General features: G+C 68.3%; 17 protein-coding genes. 7 read left to right on the forward strand and 10 right to left on the reverse strand.

Annotated features, from left to right (window positions below; all coding sequences use genetic code 11):
- Positions 1–50: 50 nt before the first annotated feature.
- Positions 51–1,688 (reverse strand): MDR family MFS transporter, encoded by a 1,638-nt coding sequence (locus F5X71_RS30960; RefSeq protein ID WP_167465179.1) that lies wholly within the window; start codon positions 1,686–1,688, stop codon positions 51–53.
- A complete protein-coding gene (locus F5X71_RS30965) occupies positions 1,685–2,326 on the reverse strand; it encodes a TetR/AcrR family transcriptional regulator (RefSeq protein WP_167465180.1) in 642 nt (213 codons plus the stop codon). Before F5X71_RS30965 ends, F5X71_RS30960 begins: the two co-directional genes overlap by 4 nt.
- Positions 2,327–2,552: 226 nt before the next feature.
- Between F5X71_RS30965 and F5X71_RS30970 the strand changes: the two genes are divergently transcribed.
- Positions 2,553–2,927, forward strand: coding sequence for a hypothetical protein (locus tag F5X71_RS30970; protein ID WP_167465181.1), 375 nt, complete (start codon positions 2,553–2,555; stop codon positions 2,925–2,927).
- Positions 2,928–3,015: 88 nt separating this feature from the next.
- The gene (locus F5X71_RS30975) at positions 3,016–3,552 is read left to right on the forward strand and encodes a hypothetical protein (RefSeq protein ID WP_167465182.1); all 537 of its coding nucleotides are present in this window, start codon (positions 3,016–3,018) and stop codon (positions 3,550–3,552) included.
- A 16-nt stretch (positions 3,553–3,568) separates the two neighbouring features.
- On the opposite strand, the gene F5X71_RS30980 is transcribed toward F5X71_RS30975, so the two are convergent.
- Positions 3,569–4,903, reverse strand: a complete 1,335-nt coding sequence (locus F5X71_RS30980; RefSeq protein WP_167465183.1) for an aspartate aminotransferase family protein — start codon at positions 4,901–4,903, stop codon at positions 3,569–3,571.
- 86 nt (positions 4,904–4,989) lie between these two features.
- On the opposite strand from F5X71_RS30980, the gene F5X71_RS30985 reads away from it, so the two are divergent.
- Positions 4,990–5,898 carry a LysR family transcriptional regulator gene (locus tag F5X71_RS30985; protein ID WP_167465184.1) on the forward strand — a complete coding sequence of 303 codons (909 nt, stop codon included), beginning with the start codon at positions 4,990–4,992 and terminating at the stop codon, positions 5,896–5,898.
- Between the two features lie 240 nt (positions 5,899–6,138).
- Complete coding sequence (locus F5X71_RS30990; protein WP_167465185.1) at positions 6,139–6,867, forward strand: C40 family peptidase; 729 nt, start codon at positions 6,139–6,141, stop codon at positions 6,865–6,867.
- Between the two features lie 12 nt (positions 6,868–6,879).
- On the opposite strand, the gene F5X71_RS30995 is transcribed toward F5X71_RS30990, so the two are convergent.
- From F5X71_RS30995 to F5X71_RS31010, 4 genes are all read right to left on the reverse strand, one after another.
- Positions 6,880–7,050, reverse strand: coding sequence for a hypothetical protein (locus F5X71_RS30995; protein ID WP_167460078.1), 171 nt, complete (start codon positions 7,048–7,050; stop codon positions 6,880–6,882).
- 58 nt (positions 7,051–7,108) lie between these two features.
- Positions 7,109–8,404: a glycosyltransferase 87 family protein gene (locus F5X71_RS31000; protein WP_238815567.1), complete on the reverse strand. Its 1,296-nt coding sequence runs from the start codon at positions 8,402–8,404 to the stop codon at positions 7,109–7,111.
- 153 nt (positions 8,405–8,557) lie between these two features.
- Entirely contained in the window at positions 8,558–8,854 is a 297-nt protein-coding gene (locus F5X71_RS31005) for a hypothetical protein (protein WP_167465187.1), read from the reverse strand.
- A 239-nt stretch (positions 8,855–9,093) separates the two neighbouring features.
- Complete coding sequence (locus F5X71_RS31010) at positions 9,094–9,453, reverse strand: YybH family protein (protein ID WP_167465188.1); 360 nt, start codon at positions 9,451–9,453, stop codon at positions 9,094–9,096.
- Positions 9,454–9,602: 149 nt separating this feature from the next.
- On the opposite strand from F5X71_RS31010, the gene F5X71_RS31015 reads away from it, so the two are divergent.
- The gene (locus tag F5X71_RS31015; RefSeq protein WP_167465189.1) at positions 9,603–10,181 is read left to right on the forward strand and encodes a TetR/AcrR family transcriptional regulator; all 579 of its coding nucleotides are present in this window, start codon (positions 9,603–9,605) and stop codon (positions 10,179–10,181) included.
- Here the strand turns inward: F5X71_RS31015 and F5X71_RS31020 are convergent.
- From F5X71_RS31020 to F5X71_RS31030, 3 genes are all read right to left on the reverse strand, one after another.
- Complete coding sequence (locus F5X71_RS31020) at positions 10,174–11,637, reverse strand: xylulokinase (protein WP_167465190.1); 1,464 nt, start codon at positions 11,635–11,637, stop codon at positions 10,174–10,176. The genes F5X71_RS31015 and F5X71_RS31020 overlap by 8 nt on opposite strands.
- A gap of 184 nt (positions 11,638–11,821) precedes the next feature.
- Positions 11,822–12,511: a hypothetical protein gene (locus F5X71_RS31025; protein ID WP_167465191.1), complete on the reverse strand. Its 690-nt coding sequence runs from the start codon at positions 12,509–12,511 to the stop codon at positions 11,822–11,824.
- A 197-nt stretch (positions 12,512–12,708) separates the two neighbouring features.
- The gene (locus F5X71_RS31030) at positions 12,709–13,353 is read right to left on the reverse strand and encodes a dihydrofolate reductase family protein (protein WP_167465192.1); all 645 of its coding nucleotides are present in this window, start codon (positions 13,351–13,353) and stop codon (positions 12,709–12,711) included.
- A 182-nt stretch (positions 13,354–13,535) separates the two neighbouring features.
- On the opposite strand from F5X71_RS31030, the gene F5X71_RS31035 reads away from it, so the two are divergent.
- Positions 13,536–13,904: a YciI family protein gene (locus tag F5X71_RS31035; protein ID WP_167465193.1), complete on the forward strand. Its 369-nt coding sequence runs from the start codon at positions 13,536–13,538 to the stop codon at positions 13,902–13,904.
- Positions 13,901–15,133 (forward strand): RNA polymerase sigma factor, encoded by a 1,233-nt coding sequence (locus F5X71_RS31040; protein WP_167465194.1) that lies wholly within the window; start codon positions 13,901–13,903, stop codon positions 15,131–15,133. Before F5X71_RS31035 ends, F5X71_RS31040 begins: the two co-directional genes overlap by 4 nt.
- Positions 15,134–15,243: the final 110 nt, after the last annotated feature.

A 15,243-nucleotide genomic window follows, 5' to 3' on the forward strand; every position in this document is an offset into this window, starting at 1 on the left:
AAAGACGGGCGGTAAGGCCGTGGCCCTACCACCCGTCTTTCGCGATAACGCTAAGCGCGATCGTGCACCAGCCGAGGATCCGGATCCTCGTCCGAGGCGGCCGCCGCCTGCTCGCTCGACACCGTCTCCTCCAGCACCGCCTCGCCGCGGGCGACCATGCCCGCCTCGTCGGAGAGCTTCAACTGCGGAATGAACAGGGCAAGCAGGAGAATCACCACCGCGCCCGGGATGAGGTACCAGAAGCCCGGCACCAGCGCGTTCACGTAAGCGCCGACGATCGCGTCGTGCAGTTCGGCGGGCAGATTCTTCACCACCGAGGGCACCAGCGCGCTCGGGTCGAGTTTCGCCGCCAGCACCTCCGGACCGTGCGACATGAACGCGTCGGTGAGCCCGTCGGTCAGTCGGCTGGTGAAGATCGACCCGAAGATGGCGACACCGATCGCGCCACCCATCTCCCGGAAGTAGTTGTTGGCACTGGTCGCGGTCCCGATCTGGTCGGGCGCCACCGCGTTCTGCACGACGAGCACGATGATCTGCATGATCAGGCCGAGCCCCGCGCCGATCACGAACAGCATCGCCGAGACGAGCCACATCGCGGTGTTCGCGTCCAGCCTGGTCAGCCACAGCAGGCCGAGCAGCATGGTCAGCGCGCCCAGCGGCGGATACGCCCGGTAGTTGCCGGTTTTGGTGATCGCGGTCATCGACCCCATGAGGGTGATCATCATGCCCGCCATCATCGGGATCAGCAGCAGACCCGAGACCGAGGCCGAGGCGCCGGTGGCCATCTGCAGGTAGGTCGGGATGAAGCCGATCGCGGCGAACATGACCAGGCCGACCAGCATGCCGATCGCGGAGGTCAGCACGAAGGTGCGGTTGCGGAACAACCACAGCGGCAGCATGGGTTCCTCGGCCCGTGCCTCCACCATGACGAACGCCGACACCACGATCACCAGCGCGGCGATCATCGATACGATCGTCGTCGAGCCCCACGCGTACTGCTTGCCGCCCCAGTCGGTGATCAGGATCAGCAAGGTGGTCGCCGCCGACATCAGCAGCACACCGAGGTAGTCCGGCTTGGTCTTGGGCCGATGGCTGGGCACGCTGAGGTAGCGGAAGGCGATGACCAGCGCCGCGATACCGATCGGCACGTTGATCCAGAAGCACCAGCGCCAGCCGAGGGTATCGGCGAAGAAGCCGCCGAGCAGCGGACCGGCCACCGAGGTGATGCCGAAGACCGCACCCATCGGCGCCATGTACTTGCCGCGATCCTTCGCGGGCACCACGTCGGCGATGATGGCCTGCGCCAGGATCATCAGACCGCCACCGCCGACACCCTGCAGGCCGCGGAAGACGATGAACTCCCAGAAGCTGGTCGATGCGGCGGCGCCGACGGACGCGGCGGTGAAGGCGGTCACCGCGAACAGGAAAAGCCAACGCCTGCCGAACATGTCGCCGAACTTTCCGTAGATCGGCATCACGATGGTGGTGGCGAGCAGATACGAGGTGGCGGTCCAGGCCATGTGCGAGACACCGCCGAGCTCGCCAACGATGGTCGGCATCGCGGTGCCGACGATCATCTGATCGAGGCTGGCCAGGAACATGCCCGCGATGAGCGCGGAGAAGATGAGCCAGATTCTCTTCTGGGTCAGGACAATCGGGGTTGGCGGCGAATCGGCCGTCGAGGTCATCGGTCGCGTCTCCTTGTTTTCTCATCAGGCAGGTCGAACAGCCAGGCGGCCATCGCACAGTGCTCTGCCACGGCCGCTTTGAACGACCGGGAGGTATCGGCGGCAGCGGACAACACCGCCCTGGTGGTGATGGTGGTCATGACTCCCGCTGCGAGCGCGGCGAATTCGGGCGCGACCGGCGCGCCGGATCGGGCGGTCAGCAGCTCGGCGACCATGGCCTCCTGCTGCACGCCCGCGGCCATGAAGGACGCGACCACCCGCGGCTCGGCCTTGATGATCGCGATGACCAGCGAGATCGCTTCGCGCACTTCCTCTTCCGGCTCGATCGCGGAGGCGAACAGCCAGGTCAGGTCGGCCATGAGCACGCCGGTCGGGCCGCCAGCGACGAATTCGGCGCGCGCGGCGGGCGTGCCGATCTCCTCCACGGGACCGACGATCGCGTCGAGCTTGGTGTCGTAGTAGTTGAAGAACGTGCGCGGCGAGACCCCGACGGCCCTCGCGATGTCCTCCACGGTCGTCGCGTCCACCCCGCGCTCGACGGCAAGGCGCCGGGCGGCCATGCAGAGATCGAGCCTGGTCTTGCGCTTCTTCTGGGCGCGCAGACCGATCGGCGGTTCCGTGCTCGCGGGGGACGACATGGCCGAAAATTTAACACAAACTGCAAAATTTCAGAAAGTGCAATATTAAGTGACCTCGCTCACCTCCGCCCGCGATGCGTCGCCCGAATCCATGCGATCTACGGCCAAGATGCGTATCTGATCACAGTGTTCCTCCCCACAGGCGCAATCGCCCTGGCCATAAGCTTGTTCTCAGCTTCTTTACCTACTGTTTAACTTAGTAGATCAGCAGAGAGGCAACGACGCCATGCAGCGACTCCCCCAGCGGTCGACCAGTTCCGGGCACCCCCGCCGACGTGCCACCGCACTCGCCCTGATCGTCGGATTCTTCGGCGCCGCAACGGTGCTCACGTCCGGCAGCGCCGCGGCCGCCTTAGACGACAGGCCGGGCCGCGACACTTCAGGCGCGCACCACGTCGACCCCGAAGGCATCCACCACACCGACAACAACCCGTTGCGCCAGAACGAGCACCAGCAGGCGCAGCGCGAGTACTGGGCCAAGCAGCAGTCCGCACCGACGCCGGGCAGGGGCGGCGGGGGCGAATCGACGACCTGGACCGCGGTGCCGCGTCCGGACGGCGAAGGCTGGGTCGTCTGCAAACCCACCGCCGCCCGGTGCTGACATCCGAGCCCGAAAAGCACTGTCACGCTTGCTTTATCGACCGAATTTCGCGGATCTCGCGACCGGTCGGCGAGGGAGAGAGAAGCCGATGAACACCACCGCACGCACCAGTACCGCCGCCGCACTCGGCCGCGGGGCGCTCGCACTGCTCGCGACAGTCGCCCTCGCGGGCGGGCTCACCGCGGGCGCAGGCACCGCCGCGGCGAGCACGGCCGGTGCCGGGACGCACTGCCTCTGGGCGGGCACCAGCCATCCGCAGGGTGCGACCGTGGTCGCCGGCGGCCAGAGCTTCCGGTGCGAGACCGACCGCGGCGCGCCGTCGTGGTCCCGAGGTCCCGCCGACAACAGGCCGAGCACGGTCCCCAACCCGGGCGCGTACACCCGGCCCGCGGGCCTCTTCAGCGCGGGCGCGCGCCAGCCGGGCACCGAGTACACCGACTACTGCGTCGGCAGCCAGCTCATCGAGGGCAACGAGGACGTCTACCAGGTCGTCGCCGCCCGCGACGGCTCGCTGCGCTGGCAGGCCGTCGCCCCGGTCGCGCAGTGGAAGTTCGACCCGGACACCCCGCGTCCCGGACCGTCGACCCGGTCGGCGAGCCTCTGTATCGACGGCAATCTGACCTGATCCGGCGCACGCGCCGTCACAGACTGGTCGCCGCGTCGCCGATCGCCTCGTCGAGGATGGATAGACCGAGGCTCAGCTCCTCCTCGGTGGCGGTCAGCGGCGGGGCGATCCGGAAGACGCCGCCCATGCCGGGCAGCTGCACGATGTTCATGTGCAGGCCGAGTTCGAGGCAGCGCCGGGTGACCAGCGCGCCGAGCTCGTCCGAGCCCTGCTTGGTCTCGCGATCGACGACGAGCTCCAGCCCGGCGAGCAGTCCCCGGCCGCGGATATCGCCGACCACGCTGTGCCGCTCGGCAATTCGCGCCAGGCCGCGGCGCAGGAACCCGCCGAGTTCGGCGGCGCGTTCGTCGAGCCGGTCCCGGATGAGCACGTCGAGCACGGTGTTGCCGACCGCAGCCACCAGCGGGTCGCCGACATGGGTGGTGAAGAACAGGAACCCGCGCTCGTGCGCGGCCTGTTCGATCTCGGCTCCGGTGAGCACCGCGGCCAGCGGCAGCCCGGCACCGAGCGTCTTGGACAACGTGAGGATGTCGGGCACCACCCCGTCCCGCTCGAACGCGTACCAGTTGCCCGTGCGGCACAGACCGGTCTGCGCCTCGTCGAGGATCAGCAGCATGCCGCGTTCCCGGCACAGCTCGCGCAGTCGCGCGAAGTAGCCCGGCGGCGGCTCGATCACCCCGCCCGAGCTGAGAATCGGCTCGACGAGGCAGGCGGCCAGGCTGCCCACCGATTGCGCGTCGATCAGGTCGAAGGCGAAGTCGAGTTGCCTGCGCCAGTCGAGTTCGCCTTCGGCCGTGGTGAAGTCGGGCCGGTAGGCGTGCGGCACGGGGATGGCGAAGTTGCCCGGTGCGGCCGGACCATAACCTTTGCGCCCGGCGCTGTAGGTCGCGCCCGCCGCGGCCTGGGTCATGCCGTGCCAGGAACGGGCGAACGAGACGATCTCATGTTTTCCGGTGACCAGCTTGGCCATTCGGATCGCCGCCTCGTTGGCTTCGGCGCCCGTGGTGAGCAGCAACGCCTTGCTGAGCGAATCGGGCAGCGTCGCCGCCAGCCTGCGCGCCAGCTCGACCACCGGACGACTGAGCATGCCGCTGAACAGATGGTCGAGTTCACCCACCTGCCGCCGGACCGTCGCGACGATCTCCGGATGCGCGTGCCCCAGAATCGCACTCATCTGACCGGACGTGAAATCCAGTATCTCCCTGCCGCTTTCGGTGTAGACGAAGCTGCCCGCGGCGCGGGCGATGATCTCCGGACAGAACGTGCCCGCGCCCGAATAGCGCACGAGATGGCGATCGGCATCGCGCCAGAATTCGGTGGCCGACAGCGGTGCGACGGTAGAAGAAGCCATGCACCGACGGTAAGTCGGCCGCGAGCGACGCGTCCAGCTCACAATTCCGGCCGTGCTGTACGGCAGAACCGAACAATAATGCAGGCATGCTCAACCCGTGGCGCCTGCGCCTGCTCAGCCAGTTGGACACCCTCGGCACCGTCCGCGCGGTCGCCCAGGCCGCGAGTATGAGCCCGTCCAGCGTCTCCCAGCAGCTCGCGGTGCTCGAGTCCGAGACGCGCACCCGGTTGCTGGAACGCACCGGCCGGCGCGTCCGGCTCACCCCGGCGGGACTGCTGCTCGCCCGCCGCGCCCGCGCGCTGCTAGACCACATGGACACCGTCGAGGCCGAACTGCGCGGCCTCGGCGACGAGCCGGTCGGGTTGATCCGGCTCGGCGCCTTTCAGAGCGCGATCCATTCCGTGTGCGTGCCCGCGGTGCGGCAGCTCGCGGTCTCGCACCCGCACATCGACGTGGAGCTGCACGAGCTGGAGCCGCACGAGAGCATGCGCGCGCTGCGCGTCGGCGACGCCGACATCATCATCACGACAACGGATTTCGTCGAGCAGCCGCTCGGTCCGGACATCGATATCGTGCCGCTGGCCGCCGATCCGATCGTGCTCGTGCTGCCGCCAGGCCGATCCGCGCGCGGGCCCGCCGATCTGGCCGCCTACGCCGACGAGCCGTGGGCATTCGATATGCCGAAGTCGTACATGGCGAATCTGGCGACCCGGCTCTGCCGCGAATCCGGCTTCGAACCACGCATTGTGTGCCGCTTCAGCAACTATCTGATGACGCTGCAACATGTCGAAGCCGGGTTATCGATCACGCTGCTGCCCGGTCTCGCGATCGACCCGCGTTTCCAGGTCACCACCAGGGAATTGAGCACCCCGGTCACCCGCACGATCACCGCCGTCGTCCGGCGTGGCGCGCCGCCGCGCGCCGCGGTGCACACCGTGCTCGCGGCCCTGCGCCGAACCGGAGAACTGCCGGTCAGCGGCACTATTACCAAGTAAAAGACCATTAGTTTGTCGAATATCTAATACTTAGTTATCGTTTCGTTATTGTTTATATGTGTGTTCCGATTTGCTTCAGCGGATTTATGCCGAATGATGACAACTCGGATCCGCTTGGACATAGATCACCGTGATGTTCTCGAATGTATTCGAAGACTGTGGTGTGGTCCGATTTCGCCATCAGACGCGGCGTCGCGTGACCCGCCGGAGCCTTCGAGACGACCATCGGAGGACCTGATCATGGCATCGAAGACCGACGACGTCCGAACTACCCGCTTCCTGCGCCGAGTGCTCTGGTGGGCACTCGCCGCAGGCGTGACCCTCGCAGGCGCGCTCGCCGCCCTGCTGGTCACCTCCGGCAGCGCGGCGGCGCAGCCGATCACCGTGCCCGGCATCGGCACCGTCCAGATTCCGGACGAATCCGCCCTCCCCCCAGGCCTTTCCGGAACGGCGGCACCGCAGCCGGAGAGCGCGCCGATCGCGGCTCCCCTGCCGACCGAGTTCTCCGCGTTCGGCCATACCTTCACGCTTCCGACCATCCCCGGCTTCGAATTCCCCGGCCGCACCGGAACTCCCGGCAGCAGCACGCCGAATCAACCGCTGCTGCACGAGGCTCCGTCGCAGTCGCCCGGCGAGGTCGCGGTCGAGGCCGCGCGCACCAAGCTCGGCGCGAGCTACGGCCCGGCCGCAGGGCCGGACTCGTTCGACTGCTCAGGGCTGGTCCAATGGTCCTACGGCCAGGCCGGCGTCGACCTGCCGCGCACCAGCCACGACCAGCTCGCCGCCGGAACCCCGGTCACCCGTGCGGATTTGCGCCCCGGCGATCTGGTGTCGTTCTACGGCGGCGGCCACTCCACCCTGTACGCGGGCGACGGCAAGGTCATCCACGCCTCGACCTACGGCGCCAGCGTCACCGAATCCTCGATCGACGCAATGCCGTTCGCCGGCGCATGCCGCTTCCGCGACTGACCGGCGACCCGCTCAGGCGTCCTCGGCCGCGTCAGCCACGGGGCGCGCGGGCGGTCCGGACAACCGGACCACGCCTGCCTCGAGATCCACGTCGAGGCGCGGGCGGTGGCCTTGACCGGAGCTGTCCTCGCTGCCCTCGTCAGCCAGTTTCTGGCCCGAAAACAGTTCTCCCATGACACCCACGAATCCACGATAGCGCGGTCTCGCGAAACCACGGGCCGATGCTCGCCGGTCCGGTCGATTACGGAGCGACCCGGGTGTCAACCGCGACCGGGGCGGTCTGGGCCGGTGCTGTCGCGGTCGCACTACGACGCAGCGCCAAGGCGATCGCCGCGAACAGCGCGACGGTGAGCCAGATGTAGGCGTTGCGATAGAACAGCACCGGATGTCCGCGCGTGGCGTAGTCGAACACGCTCACCAGCGTCGGATCGAGAAAGGCAAGCACCCCGCCGGAGACGAGCAGCGCGGTCGCCACGAAGGCGAGCGGGATGACCAGCCCGCCGCGGCGCAACGCGAGATCACCCAGGTAGATGAGCAACGGCGCGAGCCAAACCCAGTGGTGCACCCAGCTGAACGGCGAGACCGCCGTCATCGTGACGCCGACGCACACCACCGCGGGCAGTTCGCGCCCGGACAGCGACAACCGCCGCGCCAGATACAGACAGATTCCCGCCATCACCGCCGCGCCTGCCAGCCACAGCAGCTGATGCGCGCCCGCCACACCGGCCGAACGCGCGATCATGCCGCGCAAGGACTCGTTCGACAGATTCCCCGGCTCACCGACGCGCGCCGGATCGATGAACGCGCCGCCCCAGAAAGTCATCGAATCCTTCGGCAGCACAACGAAACCCAGCGCAACCGTGGCGGCGAACGCGCCGCCCGCCGCCGCGGCCGCCCGGTAGCGCCGGGTGAGCAGCAGGTACAGCACGAAGAAGGCGGGTGTCAGCTTGATGCCTGCCGCGATGCCGGTCAGCACACCCTTGCACCGCGACGAATCGGGCAGTGCCAGATCGGCGATGACGAGCAACAGCAGCACGATGTTGATCTGTCCGAAGGCCATGGATTGCCGAATCGGCTCGCACCACAGCAGCAGGCCGCCGATAGAGCAGGCCGCGACGACGAGGCGCGGGTCGCGACGGTAGCCGAGCAACGACAACGCCGCCAGGCACGAGCCGACCAGCATCGCGAAGTTCCCGAAACCACCGGCGAGGGTGTACAAGTCGCCGTGCAGCCAGCGCAGCGGAACGAACAGCAGCGCGGCGAACGGCGTATAGACGAATTCCCAGACACCGCGGGTATTGCCGAGCAATGGACTGTCGTAGACCGAAACACCGCGGCCCACCCGGTCACCGGCGATCTGATAGACGCTCAGATCCATCAGATGCAGCATCACCTGCCGGTGCTCGAGCACCTCCACCAGGTAGTAGCCACCGGCGGTGGTCCCGGCGAGCAAGAGCGCCCACCACACCACCGGTGCGATCGTGCGCTGCTCCGGCCCGGACGACGTCTCGATGTTCTCGATCGTCGAAGACGACAAACCCACTCCCAGCAATCGGACTCCGTTTGCGCCACCCCACGGTAGCGGCATCGCCGCGCGTGTTCCACCGCGGCCGTGCCGAACTTATGGCCGTGGCACCGGATATCTCCGTATTCGCTCTCGTTGCCGTCGCCGCCGACCGGCGACGGCAGGTCAGACGCCCGCGGCGCCACCCTGCATGGCGATGACGAAGCCGCCCTCGCCGTTGGCGTCGGTGCCCGTGTCGAGGACCTTGTCGTCCAGGAAGGCCGCGGCCTGCTGGTCGAGGAAGATTCGGGAGCCGTCGGCGTCGAGGACCTGATCCTGCGCGCTCGGCGCCGCGGCGACCTCGAGTTGCAAGGTCTCGGCGCCGTCGGTGGTGGAGATGCGCAGGCCCGCCTCCTGCGGCGTGCCGTCGGCGGAGGTGATGGTGCGGACAACCTCGATGGCGGTGGGGGTGAGCATCAACATATGTCTGGTTCCTTCCCGCTGTCGTGCGAGTCAGCCAGTGGCGGCGGACTCCGGAAACGCAGGCCGACCGTCGACATGCCACAGCGGCGGCCGGCACCGGCGTTCTCTGAGGGGTAGCCACGAGCCGTGCCGCGAAACTCCCCATCCCGAACCGATTGGCATTCCCCCTGCTCGGTGCGGCACTGTGACCCTCGCCGCACACCACCGGCCAGCGGTCAGCGACCCGATGCGGCCGACGCTCAGTTGACCCGCGGCTGGCTGATCGCGCACAGCCAGGTGCCGTCGGGCTGCTTACGCAGCACGTCCACGGTGATCTCGCCGGTGGGCCATTCGTGCGCGCTCAATGCGATATCGCCCGCCACGAGCGGATCCTGCCGCTTGCCGATCTCGAAAGCCGGTGCGGTAGAGAGGAATTGCGCGTACGCCTCGCGGATCGCCCGCAGCCCGTTGACGACGGGACCGCCGGGCACGGCGAGCACCGCGTCCGGTTCGTACAGCGCGGCCAGCCCGTCCGCGTCGCGGGCCGCGACCAACTCGACGAACACATCGATCACGTCCTCCGGTCGCGAGATCCCCGCCCGGCGCTTGCTCTCGTTCATGCTCGCCAGCGTCGCAGACCCATGCCATTCCGCGCGAAAATCCGCGCAGCCCTTGTCAACTCGAAATCCGAGCGCATTGCGCGCGAGCCGTGGCACGAACGGTTCATATTCTGAATCTGATGAGTTTTCGTATTTGATAGCATTCGGGGATGACCGCGCCGCCCGGACGTCGTGAGCGGAAAAAGGCCGCGACTCGTCAGAAAATCGCCGATACCGCGTTGCGCCTGTTTCTGGAGCGCGGATACGACGCGGTGGGCATCCGGGAGGTGGCCGACGCCGCCGATGTGGCCGTCACGACGCTCTTCGCCCACTTCCCCACGAAGGAAGCCCTGGTATTCGAGCGGGGCGACGACTTCGAGCAGCGGCTCATCCAGGCGGCCACCGGCCGAGCCGCCGACGAGCCGCTCATCCCCGCGCTGCGTCGCGAGATCCGCGCCCAGGTGCGGCATTGCACGAGGGCCGACGTCGCACCGCTGTGGCAGATGATCGACGCCTCGCCCGACCTGCGGGACTACGACCAGACGATGCGGCTGCGGCACGCGCAGTCGCTGGCCACCGCCATCGCCGGCGATCTGGGCCTGTCCTCGACGCCGACAGCCTGCCGGGCCCTCGCGCGTTTCGCGATCGACGCCTACTTCCTCGCGCGCGAGGCTCCCGATCCGGACGTCGCGGTGGACGAGGTCTTCACGATGATCGAGACCGCCTGGGCCGCTACCGAATTCAACTGACCCGGCGCCAGTCCGCCAGGTCGGCGTGTAGCTCGCGCAGGGCCGCGTGCACCGAGCGGTAGCCCTCGTACAGACCGCGCAGCCGCCCGACCGGCGCGGCCGGGACGAACGACCGGTCCACCACGACCGCCGCGCGTGCCGCCGTGGCCACGTCCGGGTAGAGACCCGCGCCGACGGCGCCGAGCAGGGCCGCGCCCAATGCCGCACTGTCGAACACCCGCAATCCCTCGACCGGGCGTTCCAGCACGTCGGCGTGGATCTGTCCCCACAGCGTGCTACGTGCCCCGCCACCGGAGAACGTCACGCTCGCCAACGCGAATCCGCAAGCCGTCTCGACCGATTCGAGAACATGCCGCCCCGACATGGCCACCCCCTGCAGTACCGCGAGCGACATGTCCGCCGTCGTTGTCGCCGAACTCAATCCGAGGAAGCTCGCGCGAACGTCGGCGTCCCACAACGGTGCTCGTTCACCCGACAGATACGGCGTGAAGAGCACACCGGGTGCGCCCGCCGCGGCCGACTCGAAGACCTCCGCCAGACTCAGGCCGGACACCTGGCTCCACCAGCGCACCGCGTCCCCACCCGCCTGGGTCGGTCCGGCATGCACATACAGCCCGCCGCGCGGCGGGAAGGTGACGATCCCGCCCGCCGGGTGCGCCTGTTCGGCGGCGCCCGCGACCACCAAAGATGTTCCGCACGAGATCATTCCGCGGCCCGCCTCGGTGGTGCCGGTACCGAATACCGCGCTGTAGGCATCCATCGTGCCCACCACCACCTCGGCGCCGTCGACCCGGCCGACCAGCGCCTCCGGTGCCAGGATCTCCGGCAGCCGCGCGTCGAGGCCGTCGACCAGCGCCACCGCCTCCGGCAGATACCCGTCCGGCCCGGCCACCCGCACCGCGGCCAGCAGATCCGTCGCCACCCTGCCCGTCAGCTTGGCGGCCACGAAGTCCTTGGGCCCCAGCACCCATCGCGTCTTCGCCCACAGCGCCGGGTCGGTGCGGGCGAACCAGGCCGCGCGCGCCCCGACGAAGGAGGCGTCGAGCGTGATCTGCGACCCCCAGATCCGCACCTTCTCCGCGGGGTCGAACCGGCTGTCGAATTCCCTGGCGATCTCGACGCAGCGCTGGTCCTGCCAGATGATCGCGGGCGCCAGCGGCTCCAGCCGATCGTCCACGCACACATGGGTATTGACCTGACTGGTCAGCCCGATCGCCCGCACCGCCCCCGCGGGCACCGCGGCCAGCACCGCGCGCATCCCGGCGACACACCCGTGCCACCAGTCCATCGGATCCTGCTCGGCCCATCCGGGTTTCGGCCGACTGATCGGGTACGGCGTCACATGCGCCGCCACCTGCGCCCCCGTCGCGCTGAACGCGACCACCTTCACGGCGGTGGTGCCGATGTCGATGCCGAGCAGGAGTTCACCCGAATTGCCACCAGACGCAGTGCTCATGCGGGCAGTTTTCCAGAGGGGCGAGCAGCGTCCGCGCCGGCCGTGGTGACCTCGGCCGGTCCAGGTCGGAGCTGCTGAACGCCGAACGCCGGATCGACACCGCGGGAATGCGGAGTCGACCCGGCGTCCGGGTGGGGCTGACTACGGGCTCGCCCTCTCGGCGATCACCGCGAATTGCCGAGCGTCAGGGCAGGACCTGCGGGATGACCGCCGGGGCGACCGCACCCAGGATCGCGCCGATCACCGCGGCGAACAGCACGTAGCTGATGCCGCTCGCCACGAGGCAGGCGAAGTAGCCGACGACGAAGACCAGGATGGCCGGGATGCACAGGATCGCGGCGACGCCGAGACCGACGGCGGCACCGGCCGCGAGGCCGTTGGCCACCGGATCGTGGTTCTGCGCGTCCGGATTGGTCGCGATGGGCTTCAGCTCGCCCGCGGCGACCGTGTTCAGCTCACCCTCGACCTCCTTGGTCACCTGCGGGGTGACGACCAGGGTCTTCCCGTCCTGGGAAATCTGCGGCGCCAGCGCGATCGTATTGCCCGCCGCCGTCTTCATCGACATCGGGAACTCGGTGACCTTCGCGCCCGACGCCGATTCCACCTGCACCGCGGTGGCATCCGCGGTCAGGGTGAACTTGCCGTTGTGCAGCTCGGTGGAGATGGACTTCAGGTCGGGCGCGGTGGTCGTCTTGAATTCGACGCCCTGCTCGTTACCCGTCGCCGTCAGGCTCTCGGCCCAACGCTGCTGCTGCGTGGTGTAATCGGTCGCCGACGCGGTGCCCGCGCTGGCGAGCGTCGCCACCACCGCGAACGGCAAGATCACCGTGCTCAGGACCTGACGTCCCGCGCGCGTGACATTCTTATGGAACATTTCGTTTCTCTCCCGCCCCTGAATCCCCATGGAACGCCTTGTCCCCCAGTCGAATCGAAGCGTTGATATCGGTCGAACGAAATATTCATATCCGACGATCCACGTAAAACCGAAAAATGTGACGAGCGCCACTCTCACCCTTCGTGTGATCCCCCGAATTCTTGGGGCAGCAGGCGTGAACCACTGAGCGCCACCCGCTATCGCCGCCAAAAGAAATGGTGCACAACCCCGCTCGGGCTGGGCACCCGTTCCAGGTGGAACCGGTCGGTCAGCTCGTCCGGGGTCTGCCACAGGCGCAGGCCGGTGCCGAGTTCATATGGGGCGACGGCGATGTGCATCTCGTCGATCAGATCGGCGGCGAGGAACTCGCGGACAGTGGTGACCCCGCCGCCGATGCGGACATCACGGCCATCGGCGGCGGCCTTCGCCTGCCGCAGCGCCTCCTCCGGGGTGGCGTCGAGGAAGTGAAAGGTGGTCTCGCCCCGCGTGAACGACGGCCGAGCATGATGGGTGAGCACGAACACCGGCGTATGGAACGGCGGCTCGTCGCCCCACCAGCCGCGCCAGTCCTCGTTGGGCCAGGGACCACGGATCGGACCGAACTTGTTGCGACCCATGATCTCCGCGCCGATGCCGCGGGCGAAGTCGCGCACGATGTAGTCGTCGAGGCCGCGACCGCCGCCCGGGTCGGTGCGGTTGACCCAACTGGCGCAGGCGCCGGCCCAGGCGAACAGGGCACCCGGGTCCGCGTGACCGAACGGATGCTCGAGGCTCTGCTGCTCCCCTGCCGCGATGCCGTCCCGGGTGACGGTGAAGCAGTGGACTCGTACACGCTGCGTCATGGCTGAACCTTTCTCTGATGCTCTGTGGACTGACCCGTGGTCGTCACCGATGCGCGTGATACGACAGCGGCGGCGAAAAAACTTCTCGGAAATTCCCGGCCGCCTAGTGTCGTGTCTGCCAGTTCGGTGACGACCTCTGATGAACCCCCACTCCGGATGGTTCACCCCGACGAGGAGGAACAGTGAAGTACTTGATCCTGATGCAGGTCGATCCGGCCGTACTCGAGCAGCTCACCGAGGAGCAGCAACGGCAGATCCAAGAAGGTCACGCCGCGTTCATGGCGACCACCAAGGAGCGCGGAGAGTTCATCGCGACCCAGGCGCTCGCCGACCCCAGCCGGTCGAAGGTCGTGCGCAGTGTCGCCGGGCAGCCGGAGGTGACCGACGGTCCGTTCGTGGAGAGCAAGGAGTTCATGGGCGGGTTCTACCTCCTCGATGTCGAGGACGAGGCCCGCGCGGTAGAGCTGGCCAAGCAGATCCCCGACGCGCGCATTCCCGGTCTCGCGCTCGAGCTGCGGCCGGTGATGTTCGCCGACATGGGAGACCAGTGAGCACTGCGGCTCCGACGGGCGAGGGTTCTTGGCGCGAGCTCGCGCGCCAGGCCCTCGCCCGGCTGCTGCGTACGTACGGCAGCGCCCAATTCGACCTGTGCGAGGACGCGGTGCAGGAAGCGCTGCTGCAGGCGCACCGGCAGTGGCCGACACAGTTCCCGGACGACCCGCTCGGCTGGCTCACCGCGACCGCCCGTCGCCGCTACACCGACCGGGTGCGCAGCGAGGCCCGCCGCCGCGAGCGCGAGACCCGCGCGGCGCTGTTGCATCCGCCGGTAACGCCGGAGGCCGTCCAGCAGGACGACTCGCTGCTGGTGCTGCAGCTGTGCTGCCATCCCGACCTGCCGCGGTCCGGGCAGATCGCGCTGACGCTACGCGCGGTCGCCGGACTGAGCACCGCGCAGATCGCCAATGTCTATCAGATACCGGAAACTACTGTCGCGCAACGGATCACGCGCGCCAAGCGGCGCGTCGCCGAGCTCAGTCAACCGCTGCCACCACCCGGGCACGCCGACGAGCGGATCACCGCCGTGCTCGGGGTGCTCTACGTGATGTTCACCGAGGCGCACCACACCACCACCGGCGCGCCGACCCGGGACGCGGATCTCGCCGCCGAGGCGATCCACCTGACCCGGCTCCTGCGCCGGAGCACGCCCGGGTCCACCGAGGTCACCGGCCTGCTCGCGCTGATGCTGCTCACCGAGGCCAGGCATCCGGCCCGCGTCGGTCAGGACGGACAGCTCACCCCGCTCGACGAGCAGGACCGCACGTTGTGGGATCGAGAGCTCATCGCGGAAGGACTGGAGCTGGTCGCGCGGGCCGCGCCGGGCGCCCAGCCGGGCCCCTATCTGCTGCAGGCCTGCATCGCCGCCCTGCACGCCGAGGCCACCGACACCGAGGCGACGGACTGGGCCGAGATCCTCGCGCTCTACCGATTGCTCGAGATCGTGACCGAGCATCGCAATCCCACGATCGCACTGAATCGCGTTGTCGCCCAAGCCATGGTCGATGGCACCGCCGTCGCACTCACCGAACTCGACGCACTCGCCGCCGCCCACCCCGATCTCCCGCGCCTGCACACCGTGCGGGCGCACCTGCTGGAACGAGCCGACCGCATCGACGACGCGACCCACGCCTACCGCCGCGCCATCGCCGCCACCGTCAATCTCGCGGAGCAACAACACCTCCGGCACCGCCTACGCCGCCTCGTCGAGAGGCAGACCCGCTAGGCCGTATCCAGATCGACTTTCAGGCCGGGATCCTTTCGCGCCTGGATCGGGTCTGCCCGCAAGACAGGGACCAGCGGTCGGCGGTTCGGCACGGTCGGATGTGTACACAT

It is taken from the genome of Nocardia brasiliensis (assembly GCF_011801125.1).
In the GTDB taxonomy this organism is placed as follows: Bacteria; Actinomycetota; Actinomycetes; order Mycobacteriales; family Mycobacteriaceae; genus Nocardia; species Nocardia brasiliensis_C.